At 65.6% G+C, this 18722-nt stretch carries 17 protein-coding genes and 1 pseudogene; 7 read left to right on the top strand and 11 right to left on the bottom strand.

Annotated elements, in window-relative coordinates:
- Window positions 1–6: 6 nt before the first annotated feature.
- Complete coding sequence (locus tag AC3IFE_RS08180; RefSeq protein ID WP_089467302.1) at window positions 7–1566, top strand: DHA2 family efflux MFS transporter permease subunit; 1560 nt, start codon at window positions 7–9, stop codon at window positions 1564–1566.
- 91 nt (window positions 1567–1657) lie between these two features.
- Here AC3IFE_RS08180 and truB read toward each other — a convergent pair whose 3' ends face one another.
- From truB to AC3IFE_RS08135, 9 genes are all read right to left on the bottom strand, one after another.
- Window positions 1658–2590 carry a tRNA pseudouridine(55) synthase TruB gene (gene truB, locus AC3IFE_RS08175; RefSeq protein WP_489190177.1) on the bottom strand — a complete coding sequence of 311 codons (933 nt, stop codon included), beginning with the start codon at window positions 2588–2590 and terminating at the stop codon, window positions 1658–1660.
- A gap of 13 nt (window positions 2591–2603) precedes the next feature.
- Window positions 2604–3002 carry a 30S ribosome-binding factor RbfA gene (gene rbfA / locus AC3IFE_RS08170; RefSeq protein ID WP_034190142.1) on the bottom strand — a complete coding sequence of 133 codons (399 nt, stop codon included), beginning with the start codon at window positions 3000–3002 and terminating at the stop codon, window positions 2604–2606.
- A gap of 114 nt (window positions 3003–3116) precedes the next feature.
- Window positions 3117–6035, bottom strand: a complete 2919-nt coding sequence (infB, locus tag AC3IFE_RS08165) for a translation initiation factor IF-2 (RefSeq protein WP_489190176.1) — start codon at window positions 6033–6035, stop codon at window positions 3117–3119.
- Window positions 6036–6126: 91 nt separating this feature from the next.
- Window positions 6127–7602, bottom strand: coding sequence for a transcription termination factor NusA (nusA, locus tag AC3IFE_RS08160; protein WP_059499058.1), 1476 nt, complete (start codon window positions 7600–7602; stop codon window positions 6127–6129).
- Window positions 7602–8060, bottom strand: coding sequence for a ribosome maturation factor RimP (rimP, locus tag AC3IFE_RS08155; RefSeq protein WP_006476167.1), 459 nt, complete (start codon window positions 8058–8060; stop codon window positions 7602–7604). Before rimP ends, nusA begins: the two co-directional genes overlap by 1 nt.
- Window positions 8061–8510: 450 nt before the next feature.
- Window positions 8511–10262 carry a 23S rRNA pseudouridine(2605) synthase RluB gene (gene rluB / locus AC3IFE_RS08150; RefSeq protein ID WP_489190175.1) on the bottom strand — a complete coding sequence of 584 codons (1752 nt, stop codon included), beginning with the start codon at window positions 10260–10262 and terminating at the stop codon, window positions 8511–8513.
- A gap of 60 nt (window positions 10263–10322) precedes the next feature.
- On the bottom strand, window positions 10323–11333 hold the full coding sequence (scpB, locus tag AC3IFE_RS08145; protein WP_489190174.1) for an SMC-Scp complex subunit ScpB: 1011 nt from the start codon (window positions 11331–11333) through the stop codon (window positions 10323–10325).
- Between the two features lie 272 nt (window positions 11334–11605).
- Window positions 11606–12808, bottom strand: a complete 1203-nt coding sequence (locus AC3IFE_RS08140) for a pyridoxal phosphate-dependent aminotransferase (RefSeq protein WP_489190173.1) — start codon at window positions 12806–12808, stop codon at window positions 11606–11608.
- 75 nt (window positions 12809–12883) lie between these two features.
- Entirely contained in the window at window positions 12884–13786 is a 903-nt protein-coding gene (locus AC3IFE_RS08135; RefSeq protein ID WP_301739771.1) for a LysR family transcriptional regulator, read from the bottom strand.
- Between the two features lie 430 nt (window positions 13787–14216).
- Between AC3IFE_RS08135 and AC3IFE_RS08130 the strand changes: the two are divergent.
- Together AC3IFE_RS08130 and AC3IFE_RS08125 are read left to right on the top strand one after the other, a co-directional pair.
- Window positions 14217–14612 (top strand): annotated as a pseudogene (locus AC3IFE_RS08130) (transposase); the annotation flags it as partial.
- Between the two features lie 202 nt (window positions 14613–14814).
- Window positions 14815–15066, top strand: a complete 252-nt coding sequence (locus AC3IFE_RS08125; RefSeq protein WP_089467295.1) for a hypothetical protein — start codon at window positions 14815–14817, stop codon at window positions 15064–15066.
- 186 nt (window positions 15067–15252) lie between these two features.
- Here AC3IFE_RS08125 and AC3IFE_RS08120 read toward each other — a convergent pair whose 3' ends face one another.
- A complete protein-coding gene (locus AC3IFE_RS08120; RefSeq protein WP_089467294.1) occupies window positions 15253–15570 on the bottom strand; it encodes a hypothetical protein in 318 nt (105 codons plus the stop codon).
- A gap of 160 nt (window positions 15571–15730) precedes the next feature.
- On the opposite strand from AC3IFE_RS08120, the gene AC3IFE_RS08115 reads away from it, so the two are divergent.
- The 3 genes from AC3IFE_RS08115 to AC3IFE_RS08105 all read left to right on the top strand — a co-directional run bounded on the left by AC3IFE_RS08115 (window position 15731) and on the right by AC3IFE_RS08105 (window position 17339).
- Window positions 15731–16447 carry a YdcF family protein gene (locus AC3IFE_RS08115; RefSeq protein ID WP_489190182.1) on the top strand — a complete coding sequence of 239 codons (717 nt, stop codon included), beginning with the start codon at window positions 15731–15733 and terminating at the stop codon, window positions 16445–16447.
- 221 nt (window positions 16448–16668) lie between these two features.
- Window positions 16669–16944 carry a hypothetical protein gene (locus AC3IFE_RS08110; RefSeq protein WP_089467292.1) on the top strand — a complete coding sequence of 92 codons (276 nt, stop codon included), beginning with the start codon at window positions 16669–16671 and terminating at the stop codon, window positions 16942–16944.
- A 137-nt stretch (window positions 16945–17081) separates the two neighbouring features.
- Complete coding sequence (locus AC3IFE_RS08105) at window positions 17082–17339, top strand: hypothetical protein (RefSeq protein WP_034184019.1); 258 nt, start codon at window positions 17082–17084, stop codon at window positions 17337–17339.
- 47 nt (window positions 17340–17386) lie between these two features.
- Here AC3IFE_RS08105 and AC3IFE_RS08100 read toward each other — a convergent pair whose 3' ends face one another.
- Window positions 17387–17677 carry a putative quinol monooxygenase gene (locus AC3IFE_RS08100; protein WP_089467938.1) on the bottom strand — a complete coding sequence of 97 codons (291 nt, stop codon included), beginning with the start codon at window positions 17675–17677 and terminating at the stop codon, window positions 17387–17389.
- Window positions 17678–18262: 585 nt separating this feature from the next.
- On the opposite strand from AC3IFE_RS08100, the gene AC3IFE_RS08095 reads away from it, so the two are divergent.
- Window positions 18263–18722 (top strand): transposase domain-containing protein (locus AC3IFE_RS08095; protein WP_489190171.1); only part of this gene is annotated, 460 nt, incomplete at its 3' end.

Here is an 18722-nt window from a genome sequence, read left to right as displayed (position 1 = left end):
ACCGACATGGCACAGGCTCCTGTCTCCCACCCGCCCCTGCAGGGCGGGCAACTCCTGCTCGGGACGATCGCGGTATCGCTCGCGGTGTTCATGAACGTGCTCGACACGTCCATCGCGAACGTCGCGATCCCGACCATCTCGGGCGACCTCGGCGTGTCGTCCGACCAGGGCACGTGGGTCATCACGTCGTTCGCGGTCGCGAACGCAATCTCGGTGCCGCTGACCGGCTGGCTGACCGATCGTTTCGGGCAAGTCCGTCTGTTCCTCGCATCGATCATCCTGTTCGTCATCTCGTCGTGGATGTGCGGGCTGGCGCCGAGCCTGCCGTTCCTGCTCGCGTCGCGCGTGCTCCAGGGCGCCGTCGCGGGCCCGATGATTCCGCTCTCGCAAGCGCTCCTGCTGTCGAGCTATCCGCGCGCGAAGGCGCCGATGGCGCTCGCACTATGGGCGATGACGACGCTGATCGCCCCCGTCGCGGGCCCGATTCTCGGCGGCTGGATCTCGGACAACTATTCGTGGCCGTGGATCTTCTACGTCAACATCCCGGTTGGCATCGCCGCCGCCGCCGCGACGTGGGTGATCTACCGCAGTCGGGAGTCGGCCGTGCGCCGTGCGCCGATCGACGGCGTGGGCCTCGCGCTGCTGGTCGTCTGGGTCGGCTCGCTGCAGATCATGCTCGACAAGGGCAAGGACCTGGACTGGTTCGCGTCGACGACGATCGTCGTGCTCGCGCTGACCGCTGTCATTGCTTTCGCGTTCTTCGTGATCTGGGAGCTGACCGCCGAGCACCCGGTCGTCGACCTGTCGCTGTTCCGCATGCGGAACTTCACCGGCGGGACGATCGCGCTGTCGATCGGATACGGCCTGTACTTCGGCAACCTCGTACTGTTGCCGCTGTGGCTGCAGACGCAGATCGGCTACACCGCGACCGACGCCGGCCTCGTGATGGCGCCGGTCGGGTTGTTCGCCATCCTGTTGTCGCCACTCACCGGGAAGTATCTGCCGCGCACCGATCCGCGCTTCATCTCGACGGCATCGTTCCTCACGTTCGCGCTGTGCTTCTGGATGCGGTCGCGCTACACGACCGGCGTCGACGAATGGTCGCTGACGCTGCCGACGCTCGTGCAAGGCATCGCGATGGCCGGCTTCTTCATCCCGCTGGTATCGATCACGCTGTCCGGCCTGCCCGGCCACCGTATTCCCGCGGCGTCCGGCCTGTCGAACTTCGTGCGGATCATGTGCGGCGGCATCGGCACGTCGATCTTCCAGACCGCGTGGGATCATCGGAACAACTTCCATCACGCGCAACTGGTCGAGCAGGCGAACCCGTACAACCCGACGTTCAACCAGGCCGTCACCCAGATGGGCAATCTCGGGCTCACGCGGGAGCAGGCACACGGCCTGATCAACAACATGGCCACGCAGCAGGCTGCGCAGCTCGGCGTGAACGATCTGTTCTACATTTCTGCGGCGATCTTCGTGCTGCTGATCGGACTGATCTGGATCACGAAGCCCGAACGCGCGGGCGGCGGCGATGCGGGTGCGGCGGCATCGGCCGCACACTGAGCGCCACGTTCAAGGCAACGCACCCAACAAAAAACCCGGTCGATTTCGACCGGGTTTTTTCATTCCGACGACGGCGCTTGCGCACCTCGCATCACTCAGCCGTCACGACGAGCCGTTCCGGTGCGAGCACGCCGTTCGCCTTGCGCGCGACGCCGAGCAACCGCGTTGTGTCGTACACGCGCACGCGCTCCCCTTCCGCCGCATCGATCGAATCAAGCGCCGACAGCGGGAGGCGTTGCCCGTGGAGAAAGCGCTTCGCGGTGGCTTCGTCGAGGCGCACCAGCGGAAACGTCGACAGCAGCGCATCGACCGGCTGCAGCCACGCATCGCGCGCCGATTCGACAGCGTCCGACAGCGCATCGAGCGTCACCGCATGCTCGAGCGTCAGCGCGCCGACGCCCGTGCGACGCAGCATCGTCAGATGCGCGCCGCAACCCAGCGCCTCGCCGATATCCTCGGCCAGCGTACGCACATACGTGCCTTTGCTGCAGGTCACGCGAAACGTCACGTCGGGCAGCTCGCAGGCGAGCAGTTCGAGCAAGTGGATCGTCACGTTGCGACCTTCCCGCTCGACGGTCTGGCCCGCGCGCGCGTATTCATACAGCGGCTTGCCGTCGCGCTTGAGCGCCGAATACATCGGCGGGATCTGCACGATGTCGCCGGTGAAGCGCACGAGCGCGGCTTCCACCGCCGCACGATCGCATTCGACCGGCCGCGAGTCGATCACGTCGCCTTCCGCGTCGCCGGTGGCCGTGCGCTGCCCGAGACGCATCGTCGCTTCATAGGTCTTGTCGGCGTCGAGCAGATCCTGCGAAAACTTGGTCGCTTCGCCGAAACACAACGGCAGCAGACCCGAAGCCAGCGGATCGAGCGTGCCGGTATGGCCGGCCTTCTTCGCGAGAAGCAGGCGCTTCGCGCGAATCAGCGCATCGTTGCTGGACAGGCCGACCGGCTTGTCCAGCAGGAGAACGCCGTCCAGCACGCGCCGGGGCACGCGCGGACGTTGGGGTGCTGCATTCGTCATAGGCCCGTCGAGCTCAGTCGTCCTTGGCAGGCGCGTCGGCCTCGTCGTCGTCCTTCGCGCGCGTCGAGTTCGCTTCCTTGATCAGGCGCGACATTTCGACGGCCTTCTCGATCGTCTGGTCGTAGTGGAAGTGCAGCGTCGGCACCGTATGGATGTGCAGGCGCTTGAACAGCAGGTTGTGCAGGTGACCCGACGCATGGTTCAGCGCCTCCTGCGTCTTTTCAGGATCGCCGGTGAGCGCCGTGAAGTAGACCTTCGCGTGCGCATAGTCCGGCGTGAGTTCCACGCTCTGGATGGTCACGATGCCGATGCGCGGATCCTTGACCTCGCGCATGATGAGTTCGGACAGATCGCGCTGAATCTGGTCGGCGATCTGAACGTTGCGATTGGGGGAAGTACGTTTCCTGGACATGATCGATCCGTGATCCGTTTATCAGGATGAAGCAGCGGCCGTTTTCGGCACGCCACCATGAAAATGGGCGGGACAGGCCCAAGCCTGCCCCGCCCATGAGCCGATGCGCGACGATTACAGCGTACGCGCGACTTCGGTCACTTCGAAGACTTCGAACTGGTCGCCTTCGACGATGTCGTTGAAGTTCTTCACCGACATACCGCACTCGAAGCCTTGCTTCACTTCCTTCACGTCGTCCTTGAAGCGCTTCAGCGATTCGAGTTCACCCGTGAAGATCACGACGTTGTTGCGCAGCACGCGCACCGAGGACGAGCGCTTGACGATACCGTCCGTCACCATACAGCCGGCGACCGTGCCGATCTTCGGCACCTTGAACACCTGGCGCACCTCGACCATGCCGGTGATGACTTCGCGCTTCTCCGGCGCCAGCATGCCCGACATCGCCGCCTTCACCTCATCCACTGCGTCGTAGATGATGTTGTAGTAGCGGATATCGATGCCGTTCGCCTCGGCCAGCTTGCGTGCCTGAGCATCCGCACGCGTGTTGAAGCCGATGATGACCGCCTTCGATGCCGTCGCGAGGTTGACGTCGTTTTCGCTGATGCCGCCCACCGCGCTGTGCACGATCTGCACGCGCACTTCGTCGGTCGACAACTTGAGCAGCGACTGCACGAGCGCTTCCTGCGAACCCTGCACGTCGGCCTTGATGATGAGCGGCAGGTTCTGCACTTCGCCTTCGCCCATCTGCTCGAGCATGCTTTCCAGCTTCGCGGCCTGCTGCTTCGCGAGCTTCACGTCGCGGAACTTGCCCTGACGGAACAGCGCGATTTCACGCGCCTTGCGCTCGTCCGGCAGCACGATCACTTCCTCGCCCGCACCCGGCACTTCCGACAGACCCTGGATTTCGACCGGGATCGACGGGCCGGCTTCCTTCGTCGGCTTGCCGTTTTCGTCGAGCATCGCGCGGACGCGGCCGTAGGCCGTACCCGCCAGCACGATGTCGCCGCGGTTCAGCGTACCGGACTGCACGAGGATCGTCGCGACCGGGCCTTTACCCTTGTCGAGCTTCGCTTCGATCACGATGCCCTTGGCCGGCGCTTCGACCGGTGCCTTCAGTTCCAGCACTTCGGCCTGCAGCAGCACGTTCTCGAGCAGATCGTCGATGCCCGCACCCGTCTTGGCCGACACCGGCACGAACGGCGAATCGCCACCGTACTCTTCCGGCACGACGCCTTCCGCGACCAGCTCCTGCTTGACGCGATCGGGGTTCGCGTCCGGCTTGTCGATCTTGTTGATCGCGACGACGATCGGCACGCCACCCGCCTTCGCGTGGGCGATCGCTTCCTTCGTCTGCGGCATCACGCCGTCGTCGGCTGCCACCACCAGCACCACGATGTCGGTCGCCTTCGCACCGCGTGCACGCATTGCCGTGAACGCTTCGTGACCCGGCGTATCGAGGAACGTGATGACGCCGCGCGGCGTTTCGACGTGGTAAGCGCCGATGTGCTGCGTAATGCCGCCCGCTTCGCCCGCTGCGACCTTCGCGCGGCGGATGTGGTCGAGCAGCGAGGTCTTGCCGTGGTCGACGTGACCCATCACCGTGACGACCGGCGGACGCGGCAATTGCTCCGCATCGGTACCGGTTTCGCCTTCGACGAGCAGCGCTTCCGGATCGTCCAGCTTCGCGGCAACCGCGCGGTGGCCCAGTTCCTCGACGATGATCATCGCCGTTTCCTGGTCCAGCACCTGGTTGATCGTGACCATCTGGCCCATCTTCATCATCACCTTGATGACTTCGGAGGCCTTGATCGACATCTTGTGCGCGAGATCGGCAACCGACACGGTTTCCGGCACGTGCACTTCGCGAACGATCGGTTCGGTCGGCGCCTGGAACGTCGAGCTGTCCTGATGACGGCCGCGACCCTTCGGGCCGCCGCGCCAGCCGCGGTCAACGCCGCCGCTCGAGTCGCCGCGCGTCTTGATGCCGCGGCGCTTCGATGCGTCGTCCTGCCAGCCGCCGTTGCCTGCGCCCGGCTTCTTGTTGCGGTCACCCGCACCTGCCGGCGCCTGCGTGGTAGCCGGAGCCGCCGCACCGGCCGGCTTCTTCACGGCCGGACGCGCCTGTGCGCCTTCCGGCTTCGCCGGCTTGTGCAGCGTGCCCTTCGCTTCGGCCGGCTTCGGCGGCTCGACCGGCTTCGGCGGCTCGACTGCCTTGACCACGGCCTTGCGCGGCGTGTTCATCATTTCGCGGATCGCGCGTGCTTCGGCTTCTGCCGCCGCGCGACGCTTGCTGATCTCTTCCTGCTCGGCGCGCGCCTTGTCGGCTGCCTCGCGGGCAGCGTCCTCGGCCTTCTTCGCCGCTTCGCGCTGGGCCGCGCGTTCGGCGGCCGCGCGTGCTTCGTCCTGCGCGGACTGCGTCGGCGCCGTTTCCTGCTCGGCAGCAGCAGCCTGCTGCGCTGCCGCTTGCTGCTGGGCCGCGGCGGCTTCCGCGGCGGCACGCTTCGTCGCCGCTTCTTCCTCGGCGCGACGGCGCTCGGCCTCGGCCGCTTCCTCGCGGGCACGGCGTTCGGCTTCCTCGCGCTCCAGGCGTTCCTGGCGCTCGCGCAGTTCCTGCGCCTGCTTCTCGAGCAGCTCGGCCTCGCGGCGCGCCTCTTCCTCGCGACGCTTCAGTTCTGCATCGTCGTCCGCTTCGGCGACCTGCGCCTGACCCGGTTCCGCACCTTCTGCCACGTCGTCGCGCTTGACGAACGTACGCTTCTTGCGGACCTCGACCTGAATGGTGCGAGCCTTGCCCGTCGCGTCAGATTGCTTGATCTCCGACGTATGCTTGCGGGTCAGCGTGATCTTGCGCTTGTCGCCGTCGGTTGCGCCGTGCGACTTGCGCAAATGATCGAGCAGACGCGCCTTGTCCGCTTCGGACAGCGCATCGTCTTCACTCGCTTTCTGGACGCCCGCTGCCTGCAGCTGTTCGAGCAGCACACCAGCAGGCATTTTCAGTTCCGCGGCAAATTGGGCTACGTTGTTACTCGCCATTCATTCCTCTTAGTGCAAGGACCGATTCCTTGCGGTTAGCATCGGGTCAGGCCATACGGCCGCCATCAAATCAGTGCGCCATGGTCATTTCTCACTGGAACCAATGTTCACGTGCTTTCATGATCAACGCCTTAGCGGCATCCTCTTCCATTCCGGTCATGTCGACCAGTTCATCTACAGCCAGTTCGGCGAGATCGTCGCGCGTCTGCACGCCGTGTTCGGCCAGCTTCGCGAGCAGCTCCGGCGTGATGCCGTCGAGGCTCTTGAGATCCAGCGCTGCGTTCTCGACCTTTTCTTCGTTCGCGATGGCCATCGTCAACAGCGCGTCGCGTGCGCGGTTGCGCAGTTCGTGCACGGTGTCCTCGTCGAACGCCTCGATTTCGAGCATTTCGTTGAGCGGCACGTACGCGATTTCTTCGAGGCTCGTGAAGCCTTCGTCGATCAGGATGTCGGCAACTTCTTCGTCGACGTCGAGACGCGCCATGAACAGCGCACGCAGCCGGTCGCGCTCTTCGCCCTGCTTCAGCGCGGATTCGTCCGGCGTCATGATGTTGATCTGCCAGCCGGTCAGTTCGCCGGCAAGGCGCACGTTCTGACCGCTGCGGCCGATCGCGACAGCCAGCTCGTTCTCGTCGACGACGACGTCCATCGAATGCTTTTCTTCATCGACGACGATCGACTGGACGGCTGCCGGCGCGAGCGCGCCGATCACGAACTGGGCGGGATCTTCCGACCATAGCACGATGTCGATGTTTTCGCCACCGAGCTCGTTGCGCACGGCCTGCACGCGGGAACCGCGGATGCCGACGCAGGTGCCGATCGGATCGATCCGCTTGTCGTACGCGATGACGCCGATCTTCGCGCGCACGCCCGGGTCGCGGGCGGCCGCCTTGATCTCGAGCAGGCCCTGCTCGATTTCCGGCACTTCCATCTCGAACAGCTTCATCAGGAACTCGGGCGCCGTGCGCGAGAGTTCGATTTGCGGGCCGCGCGCGGTGCGGTCGACCTTCGCGATATATGCACGCACGCGGTCGCCCACGCGCAGGTTTTCCTTCGGGATCAGCTGGTCGCGGCGCAGCAGCGCCTCGACACGACCCGATTCGACGATGAAGTTGCCCTTGTCCAGGCGCTTCACCGTGCCCGTCATGATCTTTTCGCCACGCTCGAGGTAGTCGTTCAGGATCTGCTCGCGCTCCGCGTCGCGCACCTTCTGCAGGATCACCTGCTTCGCGGCCTGCGCGCCGATGCGACCGAATTCGATCGACGGAACGGGTTCCTCGACATACTCGCCGACTTCGACGTCGGGATTCTGCTCACGTGCTTCGAACAGCAGGATCTCGCGATCCGGCTCCTGCAAGCCTGCCTCGTCGGGCACGACGAGCCAGCGACGGAAGGTTTCGTGCTCGCCGCTTTCGCGATCGATATGGACGCGGATTTCGGCGCCTTCGTCGAACAGCTTCTTGGAAGCGGACGCGAGCGCAGCCTCGAGGGCGCCCAGCACCACATCCTTGTCGACGTTTTTCTCGCGCGCCAGCGCATCCACCAGCATCAACACTTCGCGACTCATTATTTGCGGCTCCTAAAGTCAACTTGCGGAATCAGGCGGGCTTTGTCGATATCGGCCAGCGTGAAATCCAGCATGGCTGCCTCGCCCTTCTTCCCCTCAAATTCCAAACCGATCGTTTCGCCGTTCGGCGCGTGCAGAATGCCCCGGTACGTCTTGCGCCCGTCCAGCGGCTTTTTCAAGGTCACGGAAACTTCGCTGCCGGCGAAGCGCTCGAAGTCGGCCAGCTTCTTCAACGGGCGGTCGAGCCCCGGGGACGAGACTTCGAGCCGTTCGTAATCGATGTTTTCGACCGTCAAGACGTGCTGGAGCTGACGCGTAACCTTTTCGCAATCTTCGAGCGAGATGCCGGCAGGCTGATCGATATAGATGCAAAGCATGCCGCGCCCGGTGCGCTCGAGTTCCACCAGCTCGTAGCCGAGCCCGGTGACCGTGGTTTCTATCAGTTCCGTCAGTTGCACAGTGTCCTCTCAGGTGTTCGCGCCCGCCGCTCGCGATTCACCCGCGGGCGCGCGCCTTAGCCGGCGCAGGAAGCGCTACCCGAGATGCCAAACCGTTTCAGCAAAAAAAAATGGGCGGAACGCCCATCTTCTTACTGGTGGTCGCACCTGAGCCGCACATTGAATCCGTACGCCCAGCGACTTCGCGATTATAGCGATTTTTGGCGCAAACGCCAAGCCAGCCGGTAAAAGCAGCGCGCCGGCTGCCTTTACGGACCGAAAATGCGAAATCGGGTTGCCCGATCGACCGGTAACACCCTACCGCACCGGTGATCATCGCTGTCGCGGCACGCGACATGGATGCAGCCAAACCCGCCAACGCAATGCGCCGATCGCCCCGACCGGCCGGACGCCGGCCAGCCGACGAATCGGCGGCGTAGCGCCGCCGCACGCCAATCAATTAATAGACGCTCAGCGGCTGCGCGTACGACTGCGCTGCGGACGCTGACCGCCGCGCGGGCCGCCGTTGCCGGCGCCTTCGCCACGATTGCCGTTCGGATTGCGATTGCCGCCGCCCTTGCTGCCGCCGCGCTTGCCGCCCGCACCATCGCGCTTCGGGCCTGCGCCATATGACGCGCGATTGCCGTCGACATCGCGACCGCCGCCTGCGCGGTTGCCGTCGCGGCCGCCGCCCGCGCGGTTGCCATCACGGCCCCCGCCCGTGCGATTGCCGTAACCCGACGGCGTGACCGGCAGGCTGCCGTAGCCGCTCAGGCCCGGCAGGCCCGGCCCGCCGCGTCGGCCACCGCCGCGACGCGGCTGGTCGAGTTGTCCATGCGTCGTCAGCACCGGCTCGCGACTGATGAAGCCCATCGACGTCTCCATCGGATCGGGCTGGCGACGCTCGGTCGGACCGGCGCCGCCGCGCTTGCCCTTTTCCTCGGTCGGGGCCTTCAGGCCGACGGTCGCCATCAGCTTGCGCACCTGCGCGTCGTCGAGCTCTTCCCAACGGCCGCGCTTCAGGCCGCGCGGCAGCGGAATCGGGCCGTGACGCGTACGGATCAGCCGGCTCACCATCAGGCCGACCGCCTCGAACATCCGGCGCACTTCGCGGTTGCGGCCCTCGGCCAGCGCGACGTGATACCAGTGGTTCGTGCCTTCGCCGCCGCCATCGCGGATGCGCAGGAAATTCGCCGGGCCGTCGTCGAGCTCGACGCCGTGCAGCAGCTTCTGCCGCATGCCTTCGGCCAGCTCGCCGACCACACGCACCGCGTACTCGCGCTCGACGCTGTAACGCGGATGCATGAAGCGGTTCGCGAGATCACCCGAGGTCGTCAGCATCAACAGACCTTCGGTATTGAAGTCGAGACGGCCCACTGCAAGCCATTTCGCCGTCTTCATCGGCGGCAGACGGTCGAACACCGACGGACGGCCTTCCGGATCCGCGTGGCTGACGATCTCGCCCGTCGGCTTGTGATACAGCAGCACGCGCGGCGGCTTGTTCGGCAGCTTGCGCTTGACCGGCTTGCCGTTGATCCGCACCTGGTCGGTCGGCATGATCCGCTGGCCGATGTGCGCGGGCTCGCCGTTCACCGACACGCGGCCGGCGACGATCAGCTCTTCCATTTCGCGGCGCGAACCCATGCCCGCTTCCGCCAGCACCTTGTGGAGCTTCGGCGCGTCGTCGTCCGGCGACAGCACGCGCTTGTTCGCGGGCTGGGCGCGGCCGCGGCGCAGCATCGGCGCACGCACGCCGCCCCCCCCCGCGGAGTTGTCCGCGTCGAAGGCGGGCGACGTCACGTATGCGAACAGTTCGTCCTGGGACGCATCGCCGTCCGCTGCCTTCGCCGGGCCGCCTTCGGCCTTCGGCGCACCGCGACGGCCCTGGCCGCCCTGCCCGCCCTTGGCCGCGCCTTCGCGCTTGGCGGCCGGCTTGCGACCGCCCTTGGCCGCGCCTTCCTTGCGCGGCGCACGGGCCGGCTGCGCGTCGGCAGCGTCGGCCGGCTGCGCCTCCGCACCCTCGGCGCCCGGCTGCTCGCCTTCGGCGCCCTTCGACTTGGCCGCCGCGCGACGCCGCGCGATCAGGCTACGCGGGCCGCGCCGCAGACCGCGGCGGGGACGCTCGTCGCCACCCGCGGCCGAAGCATCCTGCTCCGGCGCATCGTCGGCACGCGCTGCCTGCACGGCAGGCGCGGACGATTCAATATCGTGGATATCTGTCAAAACAACCTCAAAATGTCAGGTCTCGCGCCCGGCGCGGGCGCGGCAAGAAGTTGGCCGCGATCAGGCGCGACGCTGTTCGGGTTCTGCTTCGTCGTCCGGAAGCGCGTCGGCGCCGATGGGCGCACTGGCGCTTCGTACGGCATCCGCGAGACTGTCGGACGTGTCGTCCAGCGTCTCGTCGTCCGCAGGACGGGCACGGGAGGCGTCGGCCTGATCGGCCTCGCCGGACATGTCGCCGGCCGCTTCCGCTCCGTCTCCGGCAGCCGCTTCGGCGGCCGGCTTGCGATCTTCCTCGCTCCAATCCGCACGCTGCGGCTCGGGCTGCACATCGGTCGGCACTGCTTCGGTGCCCACCCGTTCCGTCTGCTCCGTTTGCCCGCGATCAGCATCGAGCGTATCGCGACTCGGAATTTCCTGCGTCGACGCGACGTCGGCCCCTTCTTCGGCCGACTCGCCGGCGGGCGCTTCATCCGCCAGCGCCTGCGGCACGTCGGCCGCCGGCATGTCGCCATCGAAATCCATCGCCTGCTGCGCGAGCAGCGCGGCCTCGATGTTCGCGGCCGGCTCTTCGAGCGCAGGCAGGTCGTCGAGCGCCTTCAGGCCGAGATCGTCGAGAAACTGCTTGGTCGTCGCATACAGCGCCGGACGCCCCGGCACGTCGCGATGACCGATCACCTCGATCCAGCCGCGGTCCTCGAGTTGCTTGACCACTTGCGTATTGACCGTGACGCCGCGAATCTCTTCGATGTCGCCGCGCGTGACGGGCTGCCGGTACGCGATGATCGCGAGCGTTTCGAGCACCGCGCGCGAATATTTCGGCGGCTTCTCGGGATGCAGGCGATCCAGATAATGACGCATCGCCGGCTTGCTCTGAAAGCGCCATCCGGTCGCCAGCGCCACCAGTTCGACACCGCGACCGGACCAATCCTGTTTCAGATCTTCGAGCAACGTGCGGACCGTGTCAGCCGACACGCCGTCGGCAAAGAGCTTGCGCAAATCGCCGAGCTTCAGCGGTTCCTGCGCGCAGATCAAAGCAGTCTCGAGGACGATCTTCGCCTCTTGGGTATTCATGCAGCTAGGCCAGACCCTGTGGTCAAACGAACCGGATCAACAAACAGACGAAAGGAACGGAAGACGCGCTCGCCCGATTCTGATCGGTCATATTGATGGGAGCACGAACCGGGGGCGGCGAACCAACTTCAGGCCAGGCCCAAACCGGACGGAACAGCACGGCTCAACGACGGAACCGCGTGACTGAGCGCCATATTACGCAAAATTGCCCGGTGCGTAAAGATGAGCGGAACAGGCCGCCGCCCGGCCGGCGCGCCCGCTCCGTCCCCGCTTCAGCGGACGCCCGCGCCATGCGTCAGGAACCGGCGCAGCCGCTCGACGCCCGCGTCGAGCCGCGCCGGATCGCACGCATAACACCAGCGCACGAACCCTTCTCCCTCCGGGCCGAACGCGCGCCCGGGCGCCAGGCCGAGCCCCGCGTCGCGCACCAGCATCTTGCAGAACGCCAGGCTGTCGGCCGCGCCCGGCAGCCGCAGGAACAGGTACATCGCGCCCGGCGGAGGCGGCACCTCGACGCCCGGCAGCGTCCGCAGCGCGGCGACCAGATGGTCGCGCGCATCGCGCAGCGCCGTGACGAACGACCGCACGAACGGCTCGCCGTCGCGCAACGCGACCTCGGCCGCTGCCTGCACGAAGCCCGGCGCACACGACGTGTTGTATTCGACGAGCTTCGACAAATCGCCCATCACCGACGCCGGCGCAATCAGCCATCCGAGCCGCCAGCCCGTCATCGCCCACGCTTTCGAGAATGAATTCACGACCACGACGCGCTCGTCGCGAGACGCGATGTCGAGAAACGACGGCGCGCCGCCCTCGTCGAACGCAAGCCGCTCGTACACCTCGTCGGCGACGAGCCAGATGCCGTGACGACGGCAATGGGCGAGCACGGCCTGCTGATCGTCGCGCGACATCGTCCAGCCGGTCGGGTTGTTCGGCGAGTTGATCAGCAGCATCCGCGTATCGGGTGTCAGCGCCGCGAGCAGCCGGCCGACATCGAGCTGCCAGCCCGCGTCGCCGTAGTCGAGCGGCACGCAATCGACCTGCGCGCCGAGAATCTTGGGAATCTCCACGAGATTGGGCCACAGCGGCGTGACCGCGACGACACGCTCGCCCGGCCCGACCAGCATCTGGGCGGCCAGCATCAGCGCACTCACGCCCGAACTCGTCACGGCGACCGTGTCGGCCGCCGTCGCGCCGTGACGCGCGCCGACGTAGGCCGCGATCGCGTCGCGCAGCGGCGCGGTGCCGAGATTGTGCGTGTAGAACGTCGCACCATCGCGCAGCGCCGCCGCCGCGGCGTCGCGGATGAAGGCCGGCGTCACGCGATCGGATTCGCCGAACCAGAACGGCAGCATGTCCGGCACGCCGAAGCCGGCGTTCGCGACCTCGCGGATCAGCGACGGGCGCAGCGCGTGCACCGCGGCGCGCGGTGCCGGCACGTCGTTCGCCGGGAAAGAACCTTCGGAATGCGTCATCGAGAGCCACCACCGAGGAACACGATCCGCGTAGTGTACCGGCCGGCAAGCCGGACCAGCGCACACCGATGCGCGTCAGTCGAGATCCTCGGCCCGCGCCGGCATCTGCCGCACCAGCTCCCAGATCGCCTGCGCGGCGGGCGACAACGACCGGTCGCGGCGGCGCACCAGCTCGACGGTGCGTTCGGTGCGCGGCGTGAGCGGCCGCGCGACGAGCGTCGAGCCGGCGGGCAGCGGCAGCGACAGCCACGGCTGCACGCTCACGCCCACACCGGCCTCGACCAGCCCGAACACGGTCGCCGAATGCCCGAGCTCCTGCATGACCGTCGCGTTGACGCGATGCGTGGCCAGCGCCGCATCGATCAGCGGCCGGCTGCCCGACGCATGATCGAGCAGCACCAGGCGCTCGCCGTCCAGGGCCGTCCACGGCACCTCGGCCCGCGCCGCGAGCGGATGGTCGGCGCGCGCGACGAGGCAGAACGAATCGGTCATCAGCGGCTCGCAGACGAGATCGCCGACCGTCAGCGGCCCGATCACGACGCCGAAGTCGGCTTCGCTCGACTTCACCTTGCGCAGCACGTCGCTCTGTACGTCGTCGCGCAGGCCGAGCGTCACGAACGGGAACTGGCGCTCGCACGACGCCACCACGCGCGGCATCAACCTGCATGCGATCGTCGGGCTTGCCGCGACGATCACGCGCCCGCGACGCTGCTCGCCAATCTCGCGAATCTCGCGCAGCGTGTCGTCGAGATCGTCGAGCAGGCGCGACACGCTCGCGATCAGGTTTCCGCCGACGTCGGTCAGTTGCACGTCGCGGGTCGTCCGGTCGATCAGCTTCAACCCGAGTTCGGCCTCGAGCTCACGCACGCAACGGCTGACCGCGGACTGCGTAAGCCCGATCTCGTCCCCCGCCCGACTGAAGCTCTTGAGCCGCGCGACCTCGATGAACACGCGAAGCTGGCGCAGCGTAACGTTCATGTCCCGACCTCATCAATCGCCGATATCGATGCGTGATTCTAATGTGCGACGCCGTCCGGGTGAACGAATCCGGCCCCCGCCGTCCATGTTTCGCTGCGGTGCAATAGATTCGCAAACGCACGTGACATGGGCGAATTGCACAAGATTGGTGATTGTCCCGATTTGCTGACGGGTTATTTTGGCGTCTTATACGCCCCTAGCTGACTTAGCCGTTAGCTCGCTGCCAAGCGGCTCTCGAGGGATTCACCTCCGACATGGCACGCTTCGTGCATTACCTTGCGCACAGGGTGCAGGTTACGTCGGACGGAAGAGCAGAAACGCCGCTGCCGGCCAACCGGACGCCCCCACCCGGCACTCGACGATCGAGTGCTTGAAGAGTGCGCGGCGCAGGGCAGCGCACCGGAGTTAGCTTCGCTGAGGTGAGGACATGATGCTGTTCGACGATTTGAGAGATAACGAGTGGGCGCTGGTCGAGGGTCTGTTTTGCTCGGAGCCTGCGCGCAGTGAGCGGCGCGGCCGTCCCCGCGTGGAAGCCCGGTCGGTGGTCAACGCCGTGCTGTGGGTGCTTTCGACGGGTGAAGGCTGGTCGAAACTGCCGGGCCGCTATCCGTCCCCGCCGACCTGCCGCCGCCGCTTCGACGAATGGCAGGCTGACGGCACGCTCGCCGAAATCGTGAAACGACTCGGCACGAGCGGCCGGCAAATCTCGCTGCGCGGACGCATCGGCGCAAGCGCGGCGAAGCCGCCCGCCCCGCCGAGCCGCGACCGGCTGCGCGGCGCCTTCTGGACCAATCCGGAATCCTGGCGCGCGCCCGTCAAGATGGCGTAACGAATGCTCGATCGGGCGGCTTCGGCCGCCCGCCGTCTTTCTGCGATGCGACCTGGTTGCGTCGCATGCATTGCCGTCGATTACCGTTGTCGCGCCGCGAAACATCTATTTACCAATATTTACAGCAAGCCTGCACTCCCACGCTTACCTTAGCGTCATATCAACAGGCCGCACGGACGGCTTGAGAGGGAGCCCCGCCATGAAAACAATGTCACTGCTCGCTGCATGCGGCATTGTCGTTTCCGTGGCGCTCGCCGCTCCGACCCATGCCGACGATCGCGTGAAGCCGCCCCATCGCCAGCAGGATCACCGCAACAGCCTCCGCCAGCCCCCGGCCGCCAACCCGTCCAGCCGGCAAACCGTGCCGCGCGGCGACTTGCGCGGCGACATCGCCAGCAATGCGCGGGCGCGGATCGGCTCACAGCCGCCGGGCATGTCGCGTCATCCGTAGTCCTGCCGGTTTCGAGATTTCGCCAAAGAAAGTGCCCGCATCGGGGAACTGCGCCGCATGCGGCGAGTCACATCGTTGCCATGAGCACAGCGTGGCAGCAGCAAAAGTATCCGGTACGCCCGTATCCTCGCGATACGGGCTTTTTTTTGCATCGCAGCTACGCGGTGTTGGGAGGGATGAAGCCCGCTACAGGCGGCTTTCGAGAATCGCCACGGCGCTCGCTTCGCTCAACGCGTAGTCGTCCATGCGGCGATCAGTCCAGGAAAGTAATTTCTCGGCCTGCTCGAGGCGCGAGAATTCGGCTCGACCGCTGTCGGTCAGTATGGCAATGTCGACCGGGGCATGAAAGCCCGGTGCGGGGGCGACGGTCTTCTGCCTGACCGTGTCCATCAGCCCGAGCGACCGGAGATACTCGAACACGCCCGGGCGGCGTGCCCACGGTACCTGGCGGTACTGCACTCGTCTCAATGCGTCGAGCACCGCTTCGTTGGAATACGTGGCCATCTCGATTCTTTCTTAAAGTGCAGCGACAATGCGAAGCGGCGCGCCGGGCGGGGTCTCCGCCCGCCGAAACCGCCACCGGTTCTGGAGGCCGACGTTGTTCGGCATCGCGTCAGGGCCGTATCGTCAGCCGTCCATAAAAAGACACCATACCCCAATCAAATTGATTCTGTTCGATTCATTTGTACTTCTCTTCACCGCTTTCATGCTCTGCCGCAAGCAGCGTCGAGCCATTTCGATCGCCGCCGCGGCGCTGTTCTGGCTGCTCGCGACGGGCTGGCTCGCGGCGCCGCTGATCGCCTGGACCGAGGCCGGCGTCACGCCGGTCGAGCGCCCCGACATGCATGGGCGCACCACGCTGATCCTCATCGGCGCCGGCACACACCGCACCGACACCGGATTGCAACCGCCGCCCGACGGCGCTGCGCGCATCCGCAAGGTCGCGACGCTCTATCGCACGTGCCGGCAGCAAGCCGCGCGCTGCACCGTCGTGATGTCGGGCGGCGACCCGCAACATCACGGCGACACGGAGGCAGCCGTCTATGGGCGCCAACTCGTCGCGCAAGGCGTGGCGCCCGCCGACCTCGTGCTTGAACCGAACAGCCGCACGACCTACGAAAACGCGAAATTCACTGCGTCTATACTACGCTCACAGTATGACGACGCGCGCATTCTCGTCACGTCGTCGTATCAGATGCGCCGGGCCCTGCTCGATTTCCGCCGTTTCGGCATCGACCCACAGCCCGTTTATGCGAATCTCCGACGCGCGCAGACGGGCTGGCTGCCGCGCTGGCGCAATGTGGTCAACGCCAACCAGGCGCTGCACGAGCTGGTGGGAATCGCGCAATTCCACGTGTATCGCTGGCTCGGCTGGTTTTGACGACACCGAGAAAACCGGCGCGAAAATCGCGCCACCGCCCCGGATGGCAGACGCGTGACGACGTGCGCGAAGTGTTGCGCGACTTCAACGGGGCCTTGCGTCGTGCGACGATCCGGTGCACATTGATCCGTCACTTTTGTTACACTCGACACGCACTCGACTGCAGTCGCCAGACGAAACGGCAACACTCGGGTTCATCACCACTTAGCGGAGGTAAAGCAATGAAGAAGACGTCCCTGGCTATCCTGGTAGCGATGTCGGCGCTGACTGGCGCAGCGTATGCGCAAGAGAGCACGCAGATCCAAACCATCACCGATCCGGCCAAGATCGCCGAGATCGAGCAGCGCGCACAAGCGCTGCAACAGCAACAAGCGGCCGAAGCGGCTCAGCCGGCGGCGCAGGAAGAGCATCACCACGGCAAGAAGGGCGCGCATCACAAGGCAGCAGCAAAGAAGGCCGCCAAGAAGGCGAAGGCTGCAGACGCTGCCAGCCAGTAAGTTCTGGCGGCACCGCACCAGCGAAAAGCCGAATCCGGGCAACCGGGTTCGGCTTTTTTGGTTGCGGCGCCTGCGCGCTGTGCTAAAGTCGCGCACCGAAATTTTCCACCCGTGCGCACCCCGGTGCGGAGGACAGCATGAGCAACATTCAACTCGACATCGAGTGGACCGAAGCCGCCACTCGCCAGATCAAGCAACTGATGCCCCGCGGCTCGGCGGACGCGTTCCTCGCGCTGCCGCCGATCGAGTGCCTGCCGATGGAGGGCGACGTGCTGTTCCTCGGCCCGCAAGGCAAGCAGCAACCGTTCATCGTTGCCGAGCGCCAGTATCACCATGACGGCGACGCCGACTGGACGATCATCCTGATCCTGGACGTACCCGGCACGTCGCACTGACGCGCTGCCGCGACCGGACACGTCCGGTCGCCCCGCCCGGCTCACGCTCAGACGAGCTTCGACAGCACGCGGATTTCGGAACGCTCGATCCAGTCCGCGGCCGCTTCGCGATAAGCGAGAATATGCGCGGAACGCGCATGAGCAGCCAACGCCTCCTCGCTCTCCCAACGCTCGACGAATACGAACCGCGCGGGCTCCTTCAGATCCCGGTGCAGGTCGTACTGCAATGCACCGGCTTCGTTGCGGGTCGGCTCGACGATTCCCTCGAGCGCTGTGCGCAGTTTTTCCTCCGCGCCGGGTTTCGCCACGATCAGCGCCACGACTGCAATTTCCGCCATTCCCGCCTCCGTCATCCTAAAAAGTCCGAGAATACGCGAATCCCGTAGCCCGCATCGGCTCCGCCGATAGGGCATGACGATGGCGCCAAAAAAATAGCCCGCGCTTCAGAGAAGCGCGGGCGAAACCGTCGCCCTACGAGGATAGGCGACGGGGCCATCGAGATCCGCACGCTGGCGCGGATCATCATCTGTTGCGCGCACGCTTGTCGCGTCCGCATATGAAAGCGTTGAGACCGTTGTTCGGCGCACGCGACGCACGCTCCGGACGCTGACGCCCACCTCCCTGTTCTAGTGATTCAAACCTATAAAGCAGGTTGCGTGCCAGGCGTGACGCGCTCGATACCCCATTGATTTAAAAGGATAATTTTTAAGATTGGCGACAATGTGACACGTGTTCTGTCGTCGTAACGCCCGGATGTTACGTAACGTCACGAGGCTAAGCCGAACCACTCGAAGAATCGCCCACGCTGCCGAGCGACCATGAAAAAAGCCCGCCGAAGGCGTAATGCCGTTCAGTTAAGAACTGAACGGCATTTTTGTTTTGGGTGTTGTAAACGGTGATGGAGGCTGTTAACCTGCGTCGCCATGCTTGATGACACCCTGAATTTTCTCGCTGAAGAACAGGAGATGCCCGACTGGGCTCGCCTGGGCGAGCACTTGCCCTACGAGTGGATTGAGCAGGTGGTGGCTTACACGGGACGGGCGAGCATCCGGCAACGCCGCTTGCCCGCTGAACAGGTGGTTTGGCTGGTTATTGCGCTGGCATTGTATCGGCATCAATCGATCAGCGAGGTTGTCGACGATCTCGATCTTGCGCTACCGGATATGCAGGCGCCGTTCGTCAGCAAGAGCGCTGTCGCTCAGGCCCGGCAGCGCCTGGGCGCGCAACCACTGAAGGCGCTGTTCGAATTGTCGGCCAAGGCGTGGGCCGAGCAGGACCGCAAACAATACCTGTTCAAGGGGTTGAGCCTGTTTGCGATGGATGGCACGACGCTCAGGACGGCGGACACCCCCGAACATCGGGCTCATTTCGGCGCCCAGGTTT

The organism is Burkholderia sp. APQ4-4ca (assembly GCF_057837105.1).
This window is presented reverse-complemented; position numbering and strand designations above follow the sequence as displayed.

What these genes read in the sequence shown, in the direction of transcription:
- AC3IFE_RS08180 (WP_089467302.1), top strand. Translation starts at nt 7, where the DNA reads ATGGCACAGGCTCCTGTCTCCCACCCGCCCCTGCAGGGCGGGCAACTC.
- truB (WP_489190177.1), bottom strand. Translation starts at nt 2,590, where the DNA reads ATGACGAATGCAGCACCCCAACGTCCGCGCGTGCCCCGGCGCGTGCTG.
- rbfA (WP_034190142.1), bottom strand. Translation starts at nt 3,002, where the DNA reads ATGTCCAGGAAACGTACTTCCCCCAATCGCAACGTTCAGATCGCCGAC.
- infB (WP_489190176.1), bottom strand. Translation starts at nt 6,035, where the DNA reads ATGGCGAGTAACAACGTAGCCCAATTTGCCGCGGAACTGAAAATGCCT.
- nusA (WP_059499058.1), bottom strand. Translation starts at nt 7,602, where the DNA reads ATGAGTCGCGAAGTGTTGATGCTGGTGGATGCGCTGGCGCGCGAGAAA.
- scpB (WP_489190174.1), bottom strand. Translation starts at nt 11,333, where the DNA reads ATGAATACCCAAGAGGCGAAGATCGTCCTCGAGACTGCTTTGATCTGC.
- AC3IFE_RS08140 (WP_489190173.1), bottom strand. Translation starts at nt 12,808, where the DNA reads ATGACGCATTCCGAAGGTTCTTTCCCGGCGAACGACGTGCCGGCACCG.
- AC3IFE_RS08135 (WP_301739771.1), bottom strand. Translation starts at nt 13,786, where the DNA reads ATGAACGTTACGCTGCGCCAGCTTCGCGTGTTCATCGAGGTCGCGCGG.
- AC3IFE_RS08125 (WP_089467295.1), top strand. Translation starts at nt 14,815, where the DNA reads ATGAAAACAATGTCACTGCTCGCTGCATGCGGCATTGTCGTTTCCGTG.
- AC3IFE_RS08120 (WP_089467294.1), bottom strand. Translation starts at nt 15,570, where the DNA reads ATGGCCACGTATTCCAACGAAGCGGTGCTCGACGCATTGAGACGAGTG.
- AC3IFE_RS08110 (WP_089467292.1), top strand. Translation starts at nt 16,669, where the DNA reads ATGAAGAAGACGTCCCTGGCTATCCTGGTAGCGATGTCGGCGCTGACT.
- AC3IFE_RS08105 (WP_034184019.1), top strand. Translation starts at nt 17,082, where the DNA reads ATGAGCAACATTCAACTCGACATCGAGTGGACCGAAGCCGCCACTCGC.
- AC3IFE_RS08100 (WP_089467938.1), bottom strand. Translation starts at nt 17,677, where the DNA reads ATGGCGGAAATTGCAGTCGTGGCGCTGATCGTGGCGAAACCCGGCGCG.